The sequence below is a fragment of the Kitasatospora sp. NPDC059722 genome (assembly GCF_042733235.1).
Classification (GTDB): Bacteria; Actinomycetota; Actinomycetes; order Streptomycetales; family Streptomycetaceae; genus Kitasatospora.
In genome coordinates this window covers 36,892-55,348 of record NZ_JBHWGD010000044.1, presented here as the reverse complement: position 1 = coordinate 55,348, position 18,457 = coordinate 36,892, and the positions used below count along the sequence as shown (strand labels likewise).

The following is an 18,457-nucleotide window of genomic DNA, read 5'->3' as shown; positions in this document are numbered from 1 at the left end:
GGGGGGGGGTCGCCGTGGGGCGCTAGCGCGCGGCCCCCGCTCGGGGGGGCGCGGCCCCGCCGCGCCCCCCCCCCGCCGCCACTTCTCCTCGGCACCCGCCGGGTGCCGGTCCGTCAGCATTCCGTCTTCCGCGCGGCGCGGCGCTGGAAGCGCGCGGCGACCGGGCGGCGCAGGCCGCGGCGGGCCTCCTTCGCCTCGCGGACGAGGCGCTGGTGTTCGGCGTGGACCTGGAGCTCGTGGACCTGCTGCTGGATGAGCTCGTACTCGATCACGGTGTTCCCCTTGTGGGTTTCGTTCTTCGGTCTTCCCTGTTGACTAAGAGCTTCCTCTCCCAGAGGGGGGCACCACATCGGCAGGCTTCCCGATGTTTCGGGACCCGGATGCCTTAGATGAGGCCCCTCGGGCACGGCAAAGGCCCGGTTCCCTCCCGATCTGGGGGTGGAACCGGGCCTTAGGCCTTACTTAGGTGGCCTTAGACGCCTAAGACACCTTAGGAACTCAGGCAGAGACGCCCAGCTTCTCAAGGATCAGATCCTTCACGCGGGCGGCGTCCGCCTGGCCGCGGGTGGCCTTCATGACCGCGCCCACGAGCGCGCCCACGGCCGCGACCTTGCCGTCGCGGATCTTGGCGGCGACGGCCTCGTTCTCGGCGATGGCCTGGTCGACCGCGGCACCGAGCGCGGAGTCGTCCGAGACGACGGCCAGGCCGCGCTTCTCGACGACCTCGTCCGGCTCGCCCTCACCGGCCAGCACGGCCTCGATGACCTGGCGGGCCAGCTTGTCGTTCAGCTTGCCCTCGGCCACCAGCGCGGCGACCCGGGCGACCTGCGCCGGGGTGATCGGCTGCTCGCTGAGCTCGGTGCCGGTCTCGTTGGCGCGACGGGCCAGCTCGCCCATCCACCACTTGCGGGCCTGGTCGGCCGGGGCACCGGCCGCGATGGTCTCCTGGATCGGCCCGACCGCGCCGGCGTTGAGGACGGACTGCATGTCCTTGTCGGACAGGCCCCACTCGGCCTGCAGGCGGGCCCGGCGCACCCGCGGCAGCTCGGGCAGGGCGGCGCGCAGCTCCTCGACCCACTCGCGCGAGGGGGCGATCGGGACCAGGTCCGGCTCGGGGAAGTAGCGGTAGTCCTCGGCGTTGTCCTTGATCCGGCCCGAGGTCGTGCTGCCGTTGTCCTCGTGGAAGTGGCGGGTCTCCTGGACGATGGTGCCGCCGTCGGTCAGCACGGTGGCGTGGCGCTGGATCTCGAACCGGGCGGCCCGCTCCACGCTGCGCAGCGAGTTGACGTTCTTGGTCTCCGAGCGGGTGCCGAAGGTCTCGGTGCCGTTGGGGCGCAGCGACAGGTTCACGTCGCAGCGCATCTGGCCCTTGTCCATCCGGGCCTCGGAGACGCCCAGCGAGCGGATGACCTCGCGCAGCTCGGCGACGTACGCCTTGGCGACCTCGGGGGCCCGCTCGCCGGCGCCGGTGATCGGCTTGGTGACGATCTCGATCAGCGGGATGCCGGCCCGGTTGTAGTCGAGCAGCGAGTGGGTGGCCCCGTGGATGCGGCCGGTCGCGCCGCCGACGTGGCTGGACTTGCCGGTGTCCTCCTCCATGTGGGCGCGCTCGATCTCCACGCGGAAGGTCGAACCGTCCTCCAGCTGCACGTCGAGGTAGCCGTTGAAGGCGATCGGCTCGTCGTACTGCGAGGTCTGGAAGTTCTTGGGCATGTCCGGGTAGAAGTAGTTCTTCCGCGCGAACCGGCACCACTCGGCGATCTCGCAGTTGAGCGCCAGGCCGATCTTGACCGCCGACTCCACGCCGGTCGCGTTGACCACCGGCAGCGAGCCCGGCAGGCCCAGGCAGGTCGGGCAGGTCTGGCTGTTCGGCTCGGCGCCCAGCTCGGTCGAGCAACCGCAGAACATCTTGGTCTTGGTACCGAGCTCGACGTGGACCTCAAGGCCCATCACCGGGTCGTACGACGCGAGAGCGTCCTCGTAGGAGACCAGGTTCATGACGCTCACAGCGTCCCTTCTCACGTAAAGACTTGGGAGGTACGGGCCCGGCCGCCGCTCGCGCGGGGCCGGGCCGGGGCGCTCGGCCCGAAGAGTGGCCCTAGCCCAGCAGCACGTCGTCGGAGGCGAGCTGCCGCAGCTCGCGCACCAGCAGGGCGGTGCCGGTGATCAGCGCGGCGGCGCCGACGAGGGCGTTGACCAGCTTCAGGGTGTCGCTCTCCTCGCGGGCCTTGCGGACGTCCTTGACCACGGAGATCGCGCCGAAGGCGCTGGTGCCGATGGACAGCCACAGACCGGGCTTGGAATGCTTCCACCCCTTCAAAGAAGCAGACTGGGCCTTGGCCTTCTCGATCTTGCTCACAGTGCCGGTGCCTCCTCCAGCAGGGTGTGCCCCCACTTGTCGTTGAGTGCGGCCTCGACGGCGCCGCCCACGCGGTACAGGCGGTCGTCCGCCATCGCGGGCGCGATGATCTGCAGGCCGACCGGGAGATTGTCCTCCGGGGCCAGGCCGACCGGCAGCGACATGGCCGCGTTGCCCGCCAGGTTGGACGGAATCGTGCACAGGTCGGCCAGGTACATCGCCATCGGGTCGTCGGCGCGCTCGCCGATCGGGAAGGCGGTGGTCGGCGTGGTCGGCGAGACCAGGACGTCCACCCCGGCGAACGCGGCGTCGAAGTCGCGCGAGATCAGCGTGCGCACCTTCTGGGCCGAGCCGTAGTAGGCGTCGTAGTAGCCCGAGGAGAGGGCGTAGGTGCCGAGGATGATGCGGCGCTTGACCTCGTCGCCGAAGCCGGCCTCGCGGGTCAGCGCGGTGACCTCCTCGGCCGAGCGGCTGCCGTCGTCGCCGACCCGCAGGCCGTAGCGCATCGCGTCGAAGCGGGCCAGGTTGGAGGAGCACTCCGACGGCGCGATCAGGTAGTACGCGGGCAGCGCGAGGGTGAAGGACGGGCAGGACACCTCGACGACCTCGGCGCCCAGCTCGCGCAGGAGCTCCACCGACTCGTCGAAGCGCTGCATGACGCCGGCCTGGTAGCCCTCGCCGGCGAACTCCTTGACGACGCCGATGCGCATGCCGCGCACGTCGCGCATCCTCGCGGCCGCGACGACGGCCGGGACGGGCGCGTCGATCGAGGTGGAGTCCAGCGGGTCGTGCCCGGCGATGGCCTCGTGCAGCAGCGCCGCGTCCAGCACGGTGCGGGCGCACGGGCCGCCCTGGTCCAGCGAGGACGAGAACGCGACCAGGCCGTAGCGGGAGACCGAGCCGTAGGTCGGCTTCACGCCGACGGTGCCGGTGACGGCGCCGGGCTGGCGGATCGAGCCGCCGGTGTCGGTGCCGATCGCCAGCGGGGCCTCGAAGGCGGCCAGCGCCGCGGCCGAGCCGCCGCCGGAGCCGCCGGGGATGCGGGAGAGGTCCCACGGGTTCCCGGTCGGGCCGTACGCCGAGTTCTCGGTGGAGGAGCCCATCGCGAACTCGTCCATGTTGGTCTTGCCGAGGATGACGACGCCGGCGTCCTTGAGGCGCGAGGTCAGCGTGGCGTCGTACGGCGGGATCCAGCCTTCGAGCATCTTCGAACCACAGGTGGTCGGGATGCCCTTGGTGGTGAAGACGTCCTTCAGCGCGAGCGGGACGCCGGCCAGCGGGCCCAGCTCCTCGCCCTTGGCGCGCTTCTCGTCGACCGCCTTGGCGGCGTTCAGCGCGCCCTCGGTGTCGACGTGCAGGAAGGCGTTGACCTTCTTGTCGACGGCGTCGATGCGGTCCAGGTGCGCCTGCGCGACCTCGACGGCGGAGACCTCGCCCTTGGCGATGGCGCTCGCGGTCTCGGCGGCGGTGTAGCGGATCAGGTCGGTCATCTCGGTCAGTCCTCCCCGAGGATCTGCGGCACACGGAAACGCTGCTCCTCGGCGGCGGGCGCGCTCGCGAGCGCCTGCTCCGGGGTGAGCGACGGCCGCACCTCGTCCGCCCGCATGACGTTGGTGAGCGGGAGCGGGTGGGAGGTCGGCGGGACGTCCTGTCCGGCGACCTCGGAAACGCGGGCGACCGCGCCGATGATCACGTCGAGCTGCTCGGCGAAGTGGTCCAGCTCTTCGGGCTTCAGCTCAAGACGCGACAGCCGGGCGAGGTGGGCGACCTCCTCGCGCGTGATGCCAGGCATGCAGCGATCCTCAGGGTGAGTTCTGGTGAGGCCCGGCGCTGCTTCAGCGGTGCCGGGCCCGGGCGGGAGCAGCCGGCTCGGCGCTCCCGTCCTCGTGGTCTTTGGACCCCATCCTATGGGGCCCGGCCCGGCCACCGGCCAACGAGTAACCGGCGGCGGCGGTTACTGCGGCCTGGTCCGGGCCCAACTCTGCGTCCCCGGCGCGTTGATCTCCATCTGCGCGGCCTGCACGGCCTGCACCACGGGGGGCAGGACGGGCGGCAGGACCGGCGGGAGTGTCGGGGGCAGGACCGGCGGCATCGCCGGCTTGCCGCCCGGGACCTTCTGCACGGCCGGCTTGATGCCGGGCGGCAGCGTGGCGGCCAGGCGCTCCACGGTCGGGCTGCCGGTGCGGTGCACCCGCAGCCAGGCGGTGGCCTGTTCGGGCGGCAGCGCGGCCGACACCAGCCAGCCCTGCACCGCGTCCACCCCCATGCAGTGCAGCCGCTCCCAGGTCTCGTCGTCCTCGACGCCCTCGGCGACCACGGTCAGCCCGAGCGAGTGCGCGAGCTCCACCGAGCAGCGGACCACCGCCGCGTCGTGGTCGTCGGCGACCATCCGGGAGACGAAGGAGCGGTCGATCTTCAGCTCGCCGACCGGCAGGCTGCGCAGCCGCACCAGCGAGGAGTGCCCGGTGCCGAAGTCGTCCAGGGACATACCGACGCCGTAGCCGCGCAGCTCCGCCAGGGTGTCGGCGGCCCGCCGCGAGTCGTCCAGCAGGAGCCGTTCGGTGATCTCCAGCTGGAGCGCGTGGGCCGGCACCTGGTGGCGCACCAGGTGCCCCGCGACGCGCTGCGCGAAGCCCGGGTTGAGCACGTCGCGCGGCGAGACGTTCACCGCGACCTGCACCTGCAGGCCCTGGTCGCGCCAGTACGCGAGCTGGCCGACCGCCGCCTCCAGCACGTAGTCGGTCAGCCGCGGCATCAGCCCGCTGGACTCGGCGAGCCCGACGAACTCGTCCGGCGACACCTTGCCCTGGCCCGGCCGCTCCCAGCGCAGCAGCGCCTCCAGGCCCACCACCCGGCCGTCGAAGGCCACCTTCGGCTGGTAGTGCAGCTGCACCTCGCCGGTCTCCAGCGCGCGGCGCAGGTCCCCCAGGAGCCCGATCCGGTACGGGGTGTCGGCGTCCTGCGTCTCGTCGTACTGCTCGACACCGCTGCGCCCGCGCTGGGCGTGGCCCATCGCGACGTCGGCGCGGCGCAGCAGCGACTCGGCGTCCTGGGCGTGCTGCGGGAAGACGCAGACGCCCGCGCTGGCCTCCAGGACGAGCAGCAGCCCGTCCAGCCGGATCGGGGCGGCGAGTTCGGCGATCAGGGCCTTGGCGACGCGCTCCAGGCAGTCCGGGTAGTTGATGCCGGGCAGCAGGACGGCGAACTCGTCGCCGCCCATCCGGGCCACCATCGGGCGGCCGCGGCGGTAGTGCCGGGGCAGGCCGGCGAAGACGTCGTCGATGGACTCGCGGGTGGGGGTGCCGACCGCGCCGCCGGAGCGCAGGGCGCGGTGCAGCCGGCGGGCGATGTGCACGAGGAGCCGGTCACCGGCAGTGTGGCCGAGGGTGTCGTTGAGTGATCGGAAGCGATCGAGGTCGAGCAGTATGAGACCGACGCTGTAGCCCTGTTCGTGCTCGGCGATCGCCTCCTGGGCGGCCAGCAGCAGGGCCTGACGGTTGGGCAGGTCCGTCAGCGGGTCGGTCAGCTGGTCGCGGGCGCGGTCCCGGGCGATCCGCCACGCCGCGACCAGGACGGCCAGCGGTACCGCGAACAGCGGCAACAGCTCGGGTTCGTACCGGTAGACCAGGACGGCCAGCGGGATGAGCGGCGCGGCTCCGGCCAGCAGCACGCCGAGCAGCAGGACCGCACCCGCCACCCCCTGCGGCGGGCGTGTGGGCGCGCCGCCGGTCGTACGATCCATAAGCCCTGTCCTCCGTCGGGCCCGCCCCGTCAGGCCGCCTTACGGTGAGGCACCGTGCCGGTACCGACTGCTGGCGGGCATGGAGCGACCCCGCGGAGTACCGGCTCAGCCGGTGCCCCCACCCCTGCTGACACTCTGTTGCGCTCCAGGGTATGCCGGGGCCCACCCGGTGGGCAGACTTTCGGACAACCGGAAACGCGCCACCGTGCCCGGGTGTCGCTCAGGGACACTGTGCCCGCTTTCGCTGAACGGCACCCGGTGACGTTGCATCAGGACGATAACAAGACGGATTCGGCCACTCGCGGCTCGGGTCAGCCCTCGGCGGGGGCCTCCTCGGGGGCGTCCTCCGGGGTGTCCTCGGGAGCGTCCTCCAGGGTGTCGAGTCCCAGGTGGGCGCGGGCGGCGGCGGGCCCGTCGGCGAGCAGGACGGCGAAGCCGGCGTCGTCCAGGACGGCCAGGCCGAGCTGAACGGCCTTGTCGTACTTGGACCCGGGGTTGTCACCGGCGACCACGAAGTCGGTCTTCTTCGAAACCGAACCGGTCACCTTCGCTCCGCGCGAGGTCAGCGCCTCCTTGGCGCCGTCCCGGGTGTGCCCGGCCAGCGTGCCCGTCACCACCACCGTCAGCCCCTCCAGCGGGCGCTCCGCCTCCTCCTCGTCGGCGGGCTCCTCGACGAAGCGGACGCCGGCCGCGCGCCACTTCTCCAGGATCCCGCGGTGCCACTCCTCCTGGTACCACTCGATGACGGACCGGGCGATCGTCGGCCCGACCCCCTCGACGGCCGCCAGCTCCTCCTCGGTGGCCGAGAAGATCCGGTCGAGGTCGCGGAACTCCCGTGCCAGCTCCTGGGCCGCGACCGGACCGACGTGCCGGATCGACAGGCCGTTGAGGAACCGCCAGAGCGGCCGGTCCTTCACCTTCTCCAGGTTCTCCAGCAGCAGGCCGGCCGTCTTCTTCGGCTCGCCCTTCTGGTTGGCGAAGAAGGTGGCGATCTTCTCCTTGCCGGTGCGGTCGTCCAGCTTGGGCATGCCGGTCTTCTGGTCGCGGACCAGCACCTTGATCGGCAGCAGCTGCTCCATCGTCAGCCCGAAGACGTCGCCCTCGTCCTTCACCGGCGCCTCGCCCGGCTCCAGCGGCTGGGTCAGCGCGGTGGCCGCGACGTAGCCGAGCCCCTCGACGTCCAGCGAGGAACGGCCGCCCAGGAAGGCGATCCGCTCCCGGATCTGGGCCGGGCAGAACTGGGCGTTGGGGCAGCGCAGGTCGATGTCGCCCTCGGACATCGGACGCAGCTCGGCGCCGCACTCCGGGCAGTGCGAGGGCATCACGAACTCCCGCTCGGTGCCGTCCCGCAGGTCCTCCACCGGCCCGAGGATCTCCGGGATGACGTCACCGGCCTTGCGCAGCACCACGGTGTCGCCGAGCAGGACGCCCTTGGCCTTGACGACCTGCTGGTTGTGCAGCGTCGCGTACTGCACCATCGAACCGGCCACCTTCACCGGCTCGGCCAGCACCGCGAACGGCGTGGCCCGGCCGGTGCGGCCGACGCCGACCCGGATCTCCGCCAGCCTGCCGGTGACCTCCTCCGGCGGGTACTTCCACGCGATCGCCCAGCGCGGGGACTTGGAGGTGGCGCCGAGGCGGCCCTGGAGGGCGATCTCGTCCACCTTGACCACGACGCCGTCGATCTCGTGCTCGACGGAGTGCCGCTGCTCGCCGAAGCGCTTGATGAACGCCCGCACCTCGTCGAGCGTCTCGACCACCTCGTTGTGCCGGGCGGTCGGCAGGCCCCACTGGCGCAGCAGGTCGTAGGCGTGCGACTGGTTGTCGATGTCGAAGCCGACCCGGGCGCCGATGCCGTGCACCACCATGTGCAGCGGGCGCGAGGCGGTGACCAGCGGGTCCTTCTGGCGCAGTGAACCGGCGGCGGCGTTGCGGGGGTTCATGAACAGCCGGATCAGCGCCCGGGGCCGCTTGCCCTCCTTGGCGCGCTCCTCGTTCTCCTGGCGGCGGCGCTCGTTCTCCTCCGCGAACGAGGCGTTGAGCGCGTCGAACGCCTCGGTCGGGAAGTAGACCTCGCCGCGGATCTCCACCAGCTCGGGGACGTCGTCGCCCTTGAGCTGCTGCGGGATCTCCTTGATGGTGCGGACGTTAGGAGTGATGTCCTCGCCCACCCGGCCGTCGCCGCGCGTCGCGGCCTGCACCAACTGGCCGTTCTCGTAGGTGAGGTTGACGGCCAGGCCGTCCACCTTGAGCTCGCACAGGTAGTGGTAGTCGATGCCGGCCAGCTCGCCCGCGACGCGCTCGGCCCAGGCGGCGAGCTCGTCGTCGTCCATGGCGTTGTCGAGGCTGAGCAGGCGCTCGCGGTGCTCGATCGAGGCGAACAGCTCGGTCGGGGCGCCGCCGACCTTCTGGGTCGGCGAGTCCGGGGTGACGAGGGCCGGGTGCTCGGCCTCCAGCGCCTCCAGCGCGCGCATCAGGCCGTCGAACTCGGCGTCGGAGACGACCGGGGCGTCCTGCTCGTAGTAGCGGGCGCGGTGGTCGGTGATCTCCGCCGCCAGCTCGGCGTGCCGCCTGCGCACCTCCGCCGGGACGTCCTCCCAGCCCTCGACAGCCACCACCGCAAGCCTCCTACGTTCTCATTCCGGGTTGTCCACCAGGCTCTGCGCCGCCCGCGCCGCGAGCAGCAGCGCCTTGCGCGCGTACGCCGGGGAGGCCCCGGCCAGCCCGCAGGTCGGTGTCACGAGCACACGACGGCCCAGCAGCTCCGGGGCGAACCCGAGCCTGCGCCACAAGGTCCTGACACCCTGGACACTACCGGCCGGGTCGGACACCTCCTGGTCAGTGGAGGGGACGACACCCACGAGGATCGCCGTGCCCGCCTCGACGGCCTCGCCGAGGTCGTCGTCGGCGCGCTCGGTCAGCAGCGAGAAGTCCAGCGAGACGCCGGCGACGCCGGCCCGGCGCAGCAGCGGGATCGGCACCTCGGGCGCGCAGCAGTGCACGACGACCGGTGCGTCCAGGGCGCGGATCAGCTCGCGCAGCGCCTCCTCGGCGACCTGGCGGTCCACCGCGCGCAGCCGCTGGAAGCCGCTCGCGGTCTTCACCGAGCCGGCCAGCACGGCGGGCAGCGAGGGCTCGTCGAGCTGGAGCACCACCTCCGCGCCCGGCACCCGCCTGCGGACCTCGGCGAGGTGGCGGCGCAGGCCCTCGGCGAGCGACTCGGCGACGTCCCGGCAGGCGCCGCGGTCGGCGAGCGCCTTCTCGCCATGCTTCAGCTCGATCGAGGCGGCCAGCGTCCACGGCCCGACGGCCTGGACCTTGAGCGGCCCCCGGTGGCCCTGGGTGTACTCCTCCAGCGCGTCGAGGTCCTCGCCGAGCCAGGAGCGGGCCCGCCGGGTGTCCCGGCCGGGGCGGTCGGCGAAGCGCCAGCCGCTCGGCTCGGTCTGCGCGAACAGCTCGGCCAGCAGGCCGGCGCTGCGGCCGATCATGTCGGCGCCCGGCCCGCGCGCGGGCAGCTCGGGCAGGAACGGCAGCTGCTCCAGCGCCCCGGTGGAGGTCCTGGCGGCCTCCCGGGCGTCGGTGCCGGGCAGCGAACCGACGCCGGTGGCGGCGCCGTGCAGGTCGGGGAAGGGGTGTGGGGTGCTCACCCGTCCGAGCCTAGTGCGCCGCCGACCGGCCCCGGATCAGTGGCCCGGGCGGACGGTGATGTCCGTGATCTCTGCGTCGCGGCTGGCGTCCAGGGCCGCGAGGACCGCCCTCGCGACGGACTCCGGCTCGATCCAGCGGCCGGCGTCGTAGGACCTGCCTTCCTGCTGGTGCACCTTGACCTGCATCGCGGTGGCGGTGCGGCCCGGGTACACCGAGGTGACGCGCACCCCGCCGGCGTGCTCCTCCTCGCGCAGCGCGTCGGCGAGCGCCTTGAGGCCGTGCTTGCTCGCCGCGTACGCCGCCCACTCGGCGCCGGCCCGCAGGCCCGCACCGGAGTTGACGAACACGACGTGCCCCTTGGCGAGGCGCAGCGAGGGCAGCAGGAGGCGGGTCAGCTCGGCCGGGGCGACGAGGTTGACGCCGAGCGTGTCGTTCCACACCTTGACCGGCAGGTCGCCGACCGGGCCGAGCTCGACCACGCCCGCGATGTGCAGCAGCGAGTCCAGCTCGACCGGCAGCTCCTGGTGGCCGAGGGCCCAGGCGAGCTTGGCCGGGTCGCCCAGGTCGCCGACCAGGGTGCGGGCGCCGGGGAAGCGCTCGCGCAGCTCGGCGGCGCGGCGGGCGTCGCGGGCCAGGAGCCAGAGGTCGTCGCCGCGCTCGGCGAGGCGCCCGGCCAGGACGGCGCCGATGCCGGAGCCGGCGCCGGTGATCAGATGTGCAGGCATGGGGCCGATCCTCTCAGGACTTGAGCTGCGCGAACACCTCGGCGGGCGTGTCCGCGAAGGAGATCAACTCGCCGAGCGGGCGCGGCAGGAAGCCCTCGGCGTCCATCCGCTCCAGCTGGCGGCGCAGGCCCGAGTAGAACCCCTCGCTGTCGAGGACGACGACGGGCTTCTCGAACATCCCGTGCTTCTTGAGCTCCAGCACCTCGGTGACCTCGTCCAGCGTGCCCAGCCCGCCGACCAGCACGACGATGGCGTCCGCGCGGGCCGCGAGCTCCGCCTTCCGCTCGGCCAGGTCGCGGGTCATCACGAGCTCGTCGGCGCCGTCGTACCCCTTGTGCTTCAGCATCTCGACCATGACGCCGACCAGCTTCCCGCCGGCCGCCTTCACCCCGTCGGCCAGCAGGCCCATCAGGCCGGCGTTCGAGCCGCCCCACACCAGGGTGTGCCCGCCCTCGCCGAGGAGCCGGGCGAACTCGGCGGCGGGGGCGGTGTAGCGGTCGTCGAGCGAGTACGCGGAGCAGAAGACAGTGATGTTCATAGTGTCGTCCGGTCTATCACGCGGACCGGGGACCGCTCACCGGGGTTTCAGGCCCGGACGGCCGGACGCTCGGTCGTCGCGATGGTCGCGGAGCCGACCACCCGGGTGCCGTCGTACAGCACCACGGCCTGGCCGGGGGCGATGCCGCGGGCCGGCGAGTCCAGGTCGACGCGGAGCCCGCCGTCCACGACGGACGCCGAGACCGGCACCTCCTCGCCGTGCGCGCGCAGCTGGGCGGTGTAGCGCCCGTCGGCGGCCGGCTCGCCCCCGCACCAGCGCGGGCGGATCGCGGTCAGCCCGACCACGTCCAGGCCCTCGGCCGGGCCGACCGTGACGGTGTTGTTCACCGGCGAGATGTCGAGCACGTAGCGCGGCTTGCCGTCCGGCGCCGGGCGGCCGATCCGCAGGCCCTTGCGCTGGCCGATGGTGAAGCCGTACGCGCCGTCGTGCTCGCCGAGCTTGGTGCCGTCCACGTCGAGGATGTCGCCGGTCGCGGTGCCGAGGTGCCTGGCGAGGAAGCCCTGGGTGTCGCCGTCCGCGATGAAGCAGATGTCGTGGCTGTCCGGCTTCTTGGCGACGGCCAGGCCCCGGCGCTCGGCCTCCTCGCGGATGACGTCCTTGGTGGTGTCGCCGAGCGGGAACAGCGAGTGGGCCAGCTGGTCGGCGTCCAGCACGCCGAGCACGTACGACTGGTCCTTGGCGGCGTCCACGGCGCGGTGCAGCTCTCGGCGGCCGTCCGGCAGGTCGACGATCCGGGCGTAGTGGCCGGTGCAGACGGCGTCGAAACCGAGCGCGACCGCCTTGTCCAGCAGCGCGGCGAACTTGATCTTCTCGTTGCAGCGCAGGCAGGGGTTGGGGGTGCGGCCGGCCGCGTACTCGGCGACGAAGTCGTCGATCACGTCCTCGCGGAAGCGCTCGGCGAGGTCCCACACGTAGAAGGGGATGCCGATGACGTCGGCGGCGCGGCGGGCGTCCCGGGAGTCCTCGATGGTGCAGCAGCCGCGGGCGCCGGTCCGGAAGGACTGCGGGTTCGACGACAGCGCCAGGTGGACGCCGGTCACCTCGTGCCCCGCTTCGGCGGCACGGGCGGCGGCGACGGCGGAGTCGACCCCGCCGGACATCGCCGCGAGCACGCGCAGACGGCCAGTGGACGGAGCGGTCGGGGCACCCGGGAAATCAGTCATGATGCCCCCAAGCGTACGTGCTGCCCCCGGTGTTCCCCGAGCCGATATCGGGCCTCCGCCCGGGGCCCGGGCCGACGACGGACGCCGGCTCGGGGGCCGCAGGTCGACAGCGCCGGGGCGCGCGCCTTCGACGGGCGTTCAGACCCCCGAAGTGCGCGCCCGCGGAGCGGCTAGCGGCGGACCGACATCGGGCCCGCGTTGCGGGCGCGTTGGACGGCGGGGGCGATCGCCTGGGCCAGGGCCTTCACGTCGTCCTGGGTGGAGGTGTGGCCGAGAGAGAAGCGCAGGGACGCGCGCGCCAGGAGCGGGTCGGCGCCCATCGCCAGCAGCACGTGGCTGGGCTGCGGGACGCCCGCCGAGCACGCGGAGCCGGTCGAGCACTCGATGCCCTGGGCGTCGAGGAGCATGAGCAGGGCGTCGCCCTCGCAGCCGGGGAAGGAGAAGTGCGCGTTGGCGGGCAGCCGGCCCTCGGGGGCCGGGTCGCCGTTGAGCACCGCGTCGGGCACGGCGGCGAGCACCGAGGCGATCAGGTCGTCCCGCAGCGCGCCGAGCGCCGCCGCGTGCTCGGCCCGCCGTTCGACGGCGATGGCCGCGGCCGCCGCGAAGCCGGCCGCGGCGGGGGCGTCGAGGGTCCCGGAGCGGACGTCGCGTTCCTGGCCGCCGCCGTGCAGCAGCGGGACGGGCGCGGCGCCGCGCGAGAGCAGCAGCGCGCCGATGCCGAACGGGCCGCCGATCTTGTGCCCGGTGACGGTGACCGCGGTGAGCCCGGAGTCGGCGAAGGACACCTCCACCTGACCGAGCGCCTGCACCGCGTCGGCGTGCATCGGGACGCCGAACTCGGCCGCCACGGCCGCGAGTTCCCGCACCGGCTGGACGGTGCCGACCTCGTTGTTCGCCCACATCACGGTGACCAGGGCGACCGAGCCCGGGTCCCGTTCGATCGCCTCGCGCAGCGCCTGCGGATGGACCCGCCCGAGCCCGTCGACCGGCAGGTACTCGACGGTGGCGCCCTCGTGCTCGGAGAGCCAGTGCACCGCGTCGAGCACCGCGTGGTGCTCGACCGGGCTGCACAGCACCCGCGTGCGGGCCGGGTCGGCGTCCCGCCGGGCCCAGTACAGGCCCTTGACGGCGAGGTTGTCGGACTCGGTACCGCCGCCGGTGAGGACGATCTCGCTCGGCCGGGCGCCCAGCGAGTCGGCGAGCGACTCGCGGGCCTCCTCGACGACGCGGCGGGCCCGGCGGCCGGCCGCGTGCAGGGAGGAGGCGTTGCCGACGACACCGAGGTGCGCCGTCATCGCGGCGATCGCCTCGGGCAGCATCGGCGTGGTCGCCGCATGGTCCAGGTATGGCATAACCATCAGATTGTAGAGGGCCGTCCCCGGCACCGTTCCCGGCCTGCGCACCAGAATGCGACCTGATCCGAAAGACCCGTCCGAGCCGGGACCGCCGCGTCCGGCGCCGGTTTGACCCACCGCGCCGTCCGGTGGTTAGCCTGACGGACACTTCTCGTCGGAACTCGGGGGACGCCATGTCGCAGTCGGTCGACCGCGCCCTCACGCTGCTCGGCTCGCTCGGCGACGGACCCGTGACCCTGGAACAGGCGGCGACCAGCATCGGCGTCCACAAGTCCACCGCGCTGCGCCTGCTGCGCACGCTGGAGGAGCACGGCTTCGCGCAGCGCCAGCCGGACCGGCGCTACCGCCTGGGCGGCCGGCTGCTGTCGCTGGCGCACCGGGCGCTGGAGGAGATCGACGTCCGCCAGGTGGCCGCGCCGTACCTGGCCGCGCTGAACGCGCGCAGCGGACTCACCGTCCAGCTGGCCGTGCTGGAGGACGGCGAGGTGCTGTACGTCGACGAGGTCGCCGGGCCCGGCGCCCGGCGGCCGTCGCGGATCGGTCGGCGTGCGCCGGCCGCGGGGACGGCGATCGGCCGGGTGCTGCTGGCCGGGCGGCCGGAGGACGGCGCCCGCGAGGAGGAGCTGCCGCCGGAGCTGGCGGCGGTGCGCCGCCGGGGCTGGGCGGCGGAGTCCGCCGAGCACCGCGAGCCGGTGACGTGCGTGGCCGCGCCGGTGTCGGGCAGCGGCGGGCGGACGGTCGCGGCGTGCGCGGTGAGCGCGCCGGTGAGCGAGGTGCCGCCGGGCGAGCTGGCCCGGATGGTGCCGGAGCTGCTGTGCACGGCGGAGGCTATCTCGCTGGCGTACGGCGGCTCGCCTACTCCTCGCTGGTGCGAGAACCGTTGCGGTGCCAGGCCCGCGGGGCGCGCCAGCCGTACTTGAGGGCGAGCATCCGCAGCACGAAGGCGGTGAGCGCGGCGGCGGTGCCGGTGGCGCCGGTGAGCCGGTCGAGGCCGATCAGCACGGCGACCAGGGCGGCGCCGACCAGGGCGGGCACGGCGTAGATCTCGCGGTCCCAGCGCAGCAGTGAGGGGATCTCCCCGGCGAGGACGTCCCGGACGACGCCGCCGCCGGCCGCGGTGACCATGCCGAGCGCGACGGACGCGACGGCGCCGAGCCCGTAGTCGTGGGCCTTGGCGGTGCCGGTGACGCAGAACAGTCCGAGCCCGAGCGCGTCGAGCGTCTGGACGGCGCGGTTGATCCGCTCGACCTCGGGGTGCAGGAAGAAGACGACGAAACCGGCCGCGAGCGGCGTCAGGAAGTAGCCGAGGTTGCTGAACGCGGCGACCGGGGTGGCCCCGATGACGAGGTCGCGCATGACACCGCCGCCGAGCGCGGTGACCTCGGCGAGCACGCAGATCCCGAAGATGTCCATGTTCTTGCGGACGGCGAGCAGCCCTCCGGAGAGGGCGAAGACGAAGATGCCGACGAGGTCCAGCGACTGCTGCACGTCGGAGGGGAAGATCTGCGAGGTCACGGGAACAACTATGACCTGCGCGGACCTCCCCCTCCGACGTCCTCCGGCGCCCGGTGCGTCAGGCCGTCGCGTCCACGAGGGTGCCCGTCCGGGTGTTCTCCGGGCTGTGCTAGTCGTTCCCCTCGCTCTGCTCGGGGAAGTGGCACGCCACTTGGTGCCCGGTCCGCATGACGGCCAGCGGGGGCTCCTGTGTGGCGCAGATCTCCTGCGCCTTCCAGCAGCGGGTGCGGAAGCGGCAGCCGCTGGGCGGGTTGATCGGCGAGGGGACGTCGCCCTTCAGCAGGATGCGCTCGCGGCCGGCGCGCTGGCGGCGGCGCGGGTCGGGCACCGGCACCGCGGACATCAGCGCGGTGGTGTAGGGGTGCATCGGGTTGCGGTAGAGCGAGTCCCGGTCGGCGATCTCGACGACCTTGCCGAGGTACATCACGGCGACCCGGTCCGAGACGTGCCGGACCACCGAGAGGTCGTGCGCGATGATCAGGTAGGTCAGGCCGAGCTCGCGCTGGAGGTCGTCCAGCAGGTTGACCACCTGGGCCTGGATCGAGACGTCGAGCGCGGAGACCGGCTCGTCGGCGACGATCATCTTGGGCCGCAGGGCGAGCGCCCGGGCGATGCCGATGCGCTGGCGCTGGCCGCCGGAGAACTCGTGCGGGTAGCGGTTGTAGTGCTCGGGGCTGAGCCCGCACAGCTCCAGCAGTTCCTGGACGGCCTTCTTGAGCCCGCCCTCGGGCACCGCGTTCTGGAGCTTGAACGGTGCGCCGACGATGGTGCCGACGGTGTGCCGCGGGTTGAGCGAGGAGTACGGGTCCTGGAAGATCATCTGGATGTCGCGGCGCAGCGGCCGCATCGCGCCGACGCCCAGGTGGGTGATGTCGGTGCCCTCGAACTCGATCGTGCCGGCGGTCGGCTCGTCGAGCCGGGTGACCAGCCGGCCCATCGTCGACTTGCCGCAGCCGGACTCGCCGACGACGCCCAGCGTCTCGCCGGCGTTGACGGTGAAGTCGATGCCGTCGACGGCCCGCACCGCGCCGGTCTGGCGTCGCAGCAGCCCGCCGCGGATCGGGAAGTGCCGGGTCAGACCGGTCACCTTCAGCAGCGGCTCGCGGTCGGAGGCGGGCGCCGGCGACGCCCCGTTCAACTGTGCCTGGGGCGCGGCCGCCTGAGTGTCCGTCATCGGTTCTCTCCAGAAAGGTGGTACGAGGCCGGGCTCACAGCCGGGGCGCGATCTCTTCGGCGAAGATGCGGTGCCGCTCGGCGGCCGCGAGGTGGCAGGCCGCGTGGTGCCCGGGCGCGGCCTCGGCCAGCACCGGGACCTCGCTCGTGGAGCGCCCGCCGGTCTGCCCGGCGTACGGGCAGCGCGGGTGGAAGGCGCAGCCGCCGGGCACGTTGATCAGGCTGGGCGGCGTGCCCTTGACCGGGACGAGCCGGTCCTGGAGCTCCCGGTCGAGGCGCGGCATGGAGCCCAGCAGGCCCCAGGTGTAGGGGTGTTCGGGCGCGTCGAAGAGGGTCTCGGCGGGGCCGCGCTCGATGCACTTGCCGCCGTACATGACGAGGATGTCGTCGGCGAGCTCGGCGACCACCCCGAGGTCGTGGGTGATGATGATGACGGCGGAGCCGAACTCCTCCTGGAGGTCGCGGATGAGGTCCAGGATCTGCGCCTGGACGGTGACGTCCAGGGCGGTGGTGGGCTCGTCGGCGATCAGCAGGGAGGGGTCGTTGACCAGGGCCATGGCGATCATCGCGCGCTGGCGCATGCCGCCGGAGAACTGGTGCGGGTAGTCGTCCACGCGGCGGTCGGGCTGCGGGATGCCGACGCGGTCGAGCATCTCGATCGCGCGGGCGCGGGCCGCCCGCTTGGACGCGTCCGGGTGGTGCACCCGGTAGGCCTCGACGATCTGCGCCCCGACCGTGTAGTAGGGGTGCATCGCGGTCAGCGGGTCCTGGAAGATCATCGCCATCTCGCGGCCGCGCAGCTGGCGCACCCGTTCCGGGCCGGCCGAGACCAGTTCCTCGCCGTTCAGCCGGATCTCGCCGCTGATCCGGGCCCGCTTGGAGCGGTGCAGGCCCATGATGCCGAGCGAGGTGACGGACTTGCCGGAGCCGGACTCGCCGACGATGCCGAGGGTGCGGCCCTTGTGCAGGTCGAAGCTGACCCCGTCCACCGAGCGGACCAGGCCGTCGTCGGTGTCGAAGTGGATCCGCAGGTCGCGGACGGAGAGGAACGGGTCGCCGGCCGGGGTCTGCGCGGCGGGCGCCGTGGTCTTCTGGAGCTCGGTCACGAGAGCCTCACCCGGGGGTCGACGAGGGCGTACAGGAGGTCGACCACGAGGTTGCAGACGACGATGAAGAAGGCGGCGAGCAGGGTGACGCCGAGGATCTTCGGCAGGTCGTTGTCGGAGATCGCCTGGACGGCGAAGGCGCCGACGCCCTGCAGCGAGAAGACCTGTTCGGTGATGAGCGCACCGCCGAGGAGCAGGCCGAGGTCCATGCCGAAGATGGTGACGACGGGGGTGAGCGCGGCGCGCAGCCCGTGCCGGGTGACGACCTTGCGCTCGACCAGGCCCTTGGCCCGGGCGGTGCGGATGTAGTCCTCGCTCATCGTCTCCAGCATCCCGGCGCGGGTGAGCCGGGCGTAGAGGGCCGAGTAGAGGAAGGCCAGCGAGATCCACGGGAGGATCAGGTTGCGGGCCCACATGATCGGGTCGTCGGTGAAGTCGACGTACTGGAGGTTGTCCAGGATCGGCCACTCGTAGCTGAAGACCGTGAGCAGCAGCGCGCCGGTGAAGAAGACCGGCAGCGAGACGCCGGCGAGCGAGATGCCCATGGCGATGCGGTCGAAGACCGAGCGCGGCTTGAGGGCGGAGATGACGCCGGTGGTGACACCGGAGACCAGCCAGAGCACGGCCGCGCCGATGGCCAGCGAGAGCGTGATCGGGATGCGCTTGGTGAGCTCGGGCCAGACTTCGAGGTGGTTCTTGAAGGAGTAGCCGAAGCACGGTACGTGGCAGGTGACCGGGTCCGGGCCGAACTTGTACTCGGCGCCGCCGACCAGGCCCTTCAGGAAGTTCCAGTACTGGGTGTACAGCGGCTGGTCGAACCCGAGGTTACTCTTGACGGCCGCGATCGCCTCCGGCGACGGGTTCTTCCCGACGTACTGGGCAGCCAGCTGGTCGGCGGTCTCGCCGGCGATGCGCGGGAGCAGGAAGAAGATCGCGAAGGTGACCGCGCTGACCACCAGCAGCAGTACGACGGCCGCGAGTGTCCTGCGGATGATGTAGGCAAACACAGTTGGGCGGCTCCGGCGGCCCCCCCCCCCCCCCCGGGGGGGGGCCCGGGGGGGGGGGCCCCGGCCCAACCCCCCCGGGGGGGGGGGGGGGGCCCGCCGTGTAGA

The 18,457-nt window shown here is 72.8% G+C and carries 16 protein-coding genes and 1 pseudogene; 1 reads left to right on the top strand and 16 read right to left on the bottom strand.

The window, feature by feature from the left end; translation table 11 throughout:
• Positions 1 to 113 precede the first annotated feature (113 nt).
• The 12 genes and pseudogenes from ACFV4F_RS26000 to ACFV4F_RS25945 all read right to left on the bottom strand — a co-directional run bounded on the left by ACFV4F_RS26000 (position 114) and on the right by ACFV4F_RS25945 (position 13,548).
• A complete protein-coding gene (locus ACFV4F_RS26000) occupies positions 114 to 272 on the bottom strand; it encodes a hypothetical protein (RefSeq protein ID WP_380441391.1) in 159 nt (52 codons plus the stop codon).
• Positions 273 to 498: 226 nt separating this feature from the next.
• Entirely contained in the window at positions 499 to 2,007 is a 1,509-nt protein-coding gene (gatB, locus tag ACFV4F_RS25995) for an Asp-tRNA(Asn)/Glu-tRNA(Gln) amidotransferase subunit GatB (RefSeq protein ID WP_380441388.1), read from the bottom strand.
• 91 nt (positions 2,008 to 2,098) lie between these two features.
• Positions 2,099 to 2,359: a hypothetical protein gene (locus ACFV4F_RS25990; protein WP_329927884.1), complete on the bottom strand. Its 261-nt coding sequence runs from the start codon at positions 2,357 to 2,359 to the stop codon at positions 2,099 to 2,101.
• Positions 2,356 to 3,849 carry an Asp-tRNA(Asn)/Glu-tRNA(Gln) amidotransferase subunit GatA gene (gene gatA, locus ACFV4F_RS25985; protein WP_380441383.1) on the bottom strand — a complete coding sequence of 498 codons (1,494 nt, stop codon included), beginning with the start codon at positions 3,847 to 3,849 and terminating at the stop codon, positions 2,356 to 2,358. The genes ACFV4F_RS25990 and gatA overlap by 4 nt, the downstream gene beginning before the upstream one ends.
• Before the next feature lie 5 nt (positions 3,850 to 3,854).
• Positions 3,855 to 4,151, bottom strand: coding sequence for an Asp-tRNA(Asn)/Glu-tRNA(Gln) amidotransferase subunit GatC (gatC, locus tag ACFV4F_RS25980; RefSeq protein WP_329927886.1), 297 nt, complete (start codon positions 4,149 to 4,151; stop codon positions 3,855 to 3,857).
• Between the two features lie 162 nt (positions 4,152 to 4,313).
• Positions 4,314 to 6,086: pseudogene (locus tag ACFV4F_RS25975) on the bottom strand (putative bifunctional diguanylate cyclase/phosphodiesterase); the annotation flags it as partial.
• Between the two features lie 326 nt (positions 6,087 to 6,412).
• The gene (ligA, locus tag ACFV4F_RS25970) at positions 6,413 to 8,716 is read right to left on the bottom strand and encodes an NAD-dependent DNA ligase LigA (RefSeq protein ID WP_380505845.1); all 2,304 of its coding nucleotides are present in this window, start codon (positions 8,714 to 8,716) and stop codon (positions 6,413 to 6,415) included.
• A 21-nt stretch (positions 8,717 to 8,737) separates the two neighbouring features.
• Positions 8,738 to 9,748, bottom strand: a complete 1,011-nt coding sequence (locus tag ACFV4F_RS25965; RefSeq protein WP_380505823.1) for a methionine synthase — start codon at positions 9,746 to 9,748, stop codon at positions 8,738 to 8,740.
• Positions 9,749 to 9,784: 36 nt separating this feature from the next.
• Complete coding sequence (locus tag ACFV4F_RS25960) at positions 9,785 to 10,474, bottom strand: SDR family oxidoreductase (RefSeq protein WP_380505820.1); 690 nt, start codon at positions 10,472 to 10,474, stop codon at positions 9,785 to 9,787.
• 13 nt (positions 10,475 to 10,487) lie between these two features.
• Positions 10,488 to 11,012 carry a TIGR00730 family Rossman fold protein gene (locus tag ACFV4F_RS25955; protein WP_380498049.1) on the bottom strand — a complete coding sequence of 175 codons (525 nt, stop codon included), beginning with the start codon at positions 11,010 to 11,012 and terminating at the stop codon, positions 10,488 to 10,490.
• A gap of 47 nt (positions 11,013 to 11,059) precedes the next feature.
• Positions 11,060 to 12,196: a tRNA 2-thiouridine(34) synthase MnmA gene (gene mnmA, locus ACFV4F_RS25950; protein ID WP_380505817.1), complete on the bottom strand. Its 1,137-nt coding sequence runs from the start codon at positions 12,194 to 12,196 to the stop codon at positions 11,060 to 11,062.
• Between the two features lie 170 nt (positions 12,197 to 12,366).
• Positions 12,367 to 13,548 carry a cysteine desulfurase family protein gene (locus tag ACFV4F_RS25945; protein ID WP_380505842.1) on the bottom strand — a complete coding sequence of 394 codons (1,182 nt, stop codon included), beginning with the start codon at positions 13,546 to 13,548 and terminating at the stop codon, positions 12,367 to 12,369.
• A gap of 176 nt (positions 13,549 to 13,724) precedes the next feature.
• On the opposite strand from ACFV4F_RS25945, the gene ACFV4F_RS25940 reads away from it, so the two are divergent.
• Complete coding sequence (locus tag ACFV4F_RS25940) at positions 13,725 to 14,471, top strand: IclR family transcriptional regulator (RefSeq protein ID WP_380441371.1); 747 nt, start codon at positions 13,725 to 13,727, stop codon at positions 14,469 to 14,471.
• Here ACFV4F_RS25940 and ACFV4F_RS25935 read toward each other — a convergent pair.
• The 4 genes from ACFV4F_RS25935 to ACFV4F_RS25920 all read right to left on the bottom strand — a co-directional run bounded on the left by ACFV4F_RS25935 (position 14,407) and on the right by ACFV4F_RS25920 (position 18,352).
• The gene (locus tag ACFV4F_RS25935; protein WP_380441369.1) at positions 14,407 to 15,066 is read right to left on the bottom strand and encodes a trimeric intracellular cation channel family protein; all 660 of its coding nucleotides are present in this window, start codon (positions 15,064 to 15,066) and stop codon (positions 14,407 to 14,409) included. The two genes, ACFV4F_RS25940 and ACFV4F_RS25935, sit on opposite strands and share 65 nt — an antisense overlap.
• Before the next feature lie 109 nt (positions 15,067 to 15,175).
• Complete coding sequence (locus tag ACFV4F_RS25930) at positions 15,176 to 16,240, bottom strand: ABC transporter ATP-binding protein (protein ID WP_380441367.1); 1,065 nt, start codon at positions 16,238 to 16,240, stop codon at positions 15,176 to 15,178.
• Between the two features lie 34 nt (positions 16,241 to 16,274).
• Entirely contained in the window at positions 16,275 to 17,345 is a 1,071-nt protein-coding gene (locus ACFV4F_RS25925; protein WP_380441365.1) for an ABC transporter ATP-binding protein, read from the bottom strand.
• Positions 17,342 to 18,352: an ABC transporter permease gene (locus ACFV4F_RS25920; protein ID WP_380505814.1), complete on the bottom strand. Its 1,011-nt coding sequence runs from the start codon at positions 18,350 to 18,352 to the stop codon at positions 17,342 to 17,344. The genes ACFV4F_RS25925 and ACFV4F_RS25920 overlap by 4 nt, the downstream gene beginning before the upstream one ends.
• Between the last annotated feature and the right edge of the window lie 105 nt (positions 18,353 to 18,457).

Coding starts and splice junctions, on each gene's coding strand:
- ACFV4F_RS25940 (WP_380441371.1), top strand. CDS start 13,725: ATGTCGCAGTCGGTCGACCGCGCCCTCACGCTGCTCGGCTCGCTCGGC.
- gatA (WP_380441383.1), bottom strand. CDS start 3,849: ATGACCGACCTGATCCGCTACACCGCCGCCGAGACCGCGAGCGCCATC.
- mnmA (WP_380505817.1), bottom strand. CDS start 12,196: ATGACTGATTTCCCGGGTGCCCCGACCGCTCCGTCCACTGGCCGTCTG.
- ACFV4F_RS25945 (WP_380505842.1), bottom strand. CDS start 13,548: ATGCCATACCTGGACCATGCGGCGACCACGCCGATGCTGCCCGAGGCG.
- ACFV4F_RS25930 (WP_380441367.1), bottom strand. CDS start 16,240: ATGACGGACACTCAGGCGGCCGCGCCCCAGGCACAGTTGAACGGGGCG.
- gatC (WP_329927886.1), bottom strand. CDS start 4,151: ATGCCTGGCATCACGCGCGAGGAGGTCGCCCACCTCGCCCGGCTGTCG.
- ACFV4F_RS25955 (WP_380498049.1), bottom strand. CDS start 11,012: ATGAACATCACTGTCTTCTGCTCCGCGTACTCGCTCGACGACCGCTAC.
- ACFV4F_RS25960 (WP_380505820.1), bottom strand. CDS start 10,474: ATGCCTGCACATCTGATCACCGGCGCCGGCTCCGGCATCGGCGCCGTC.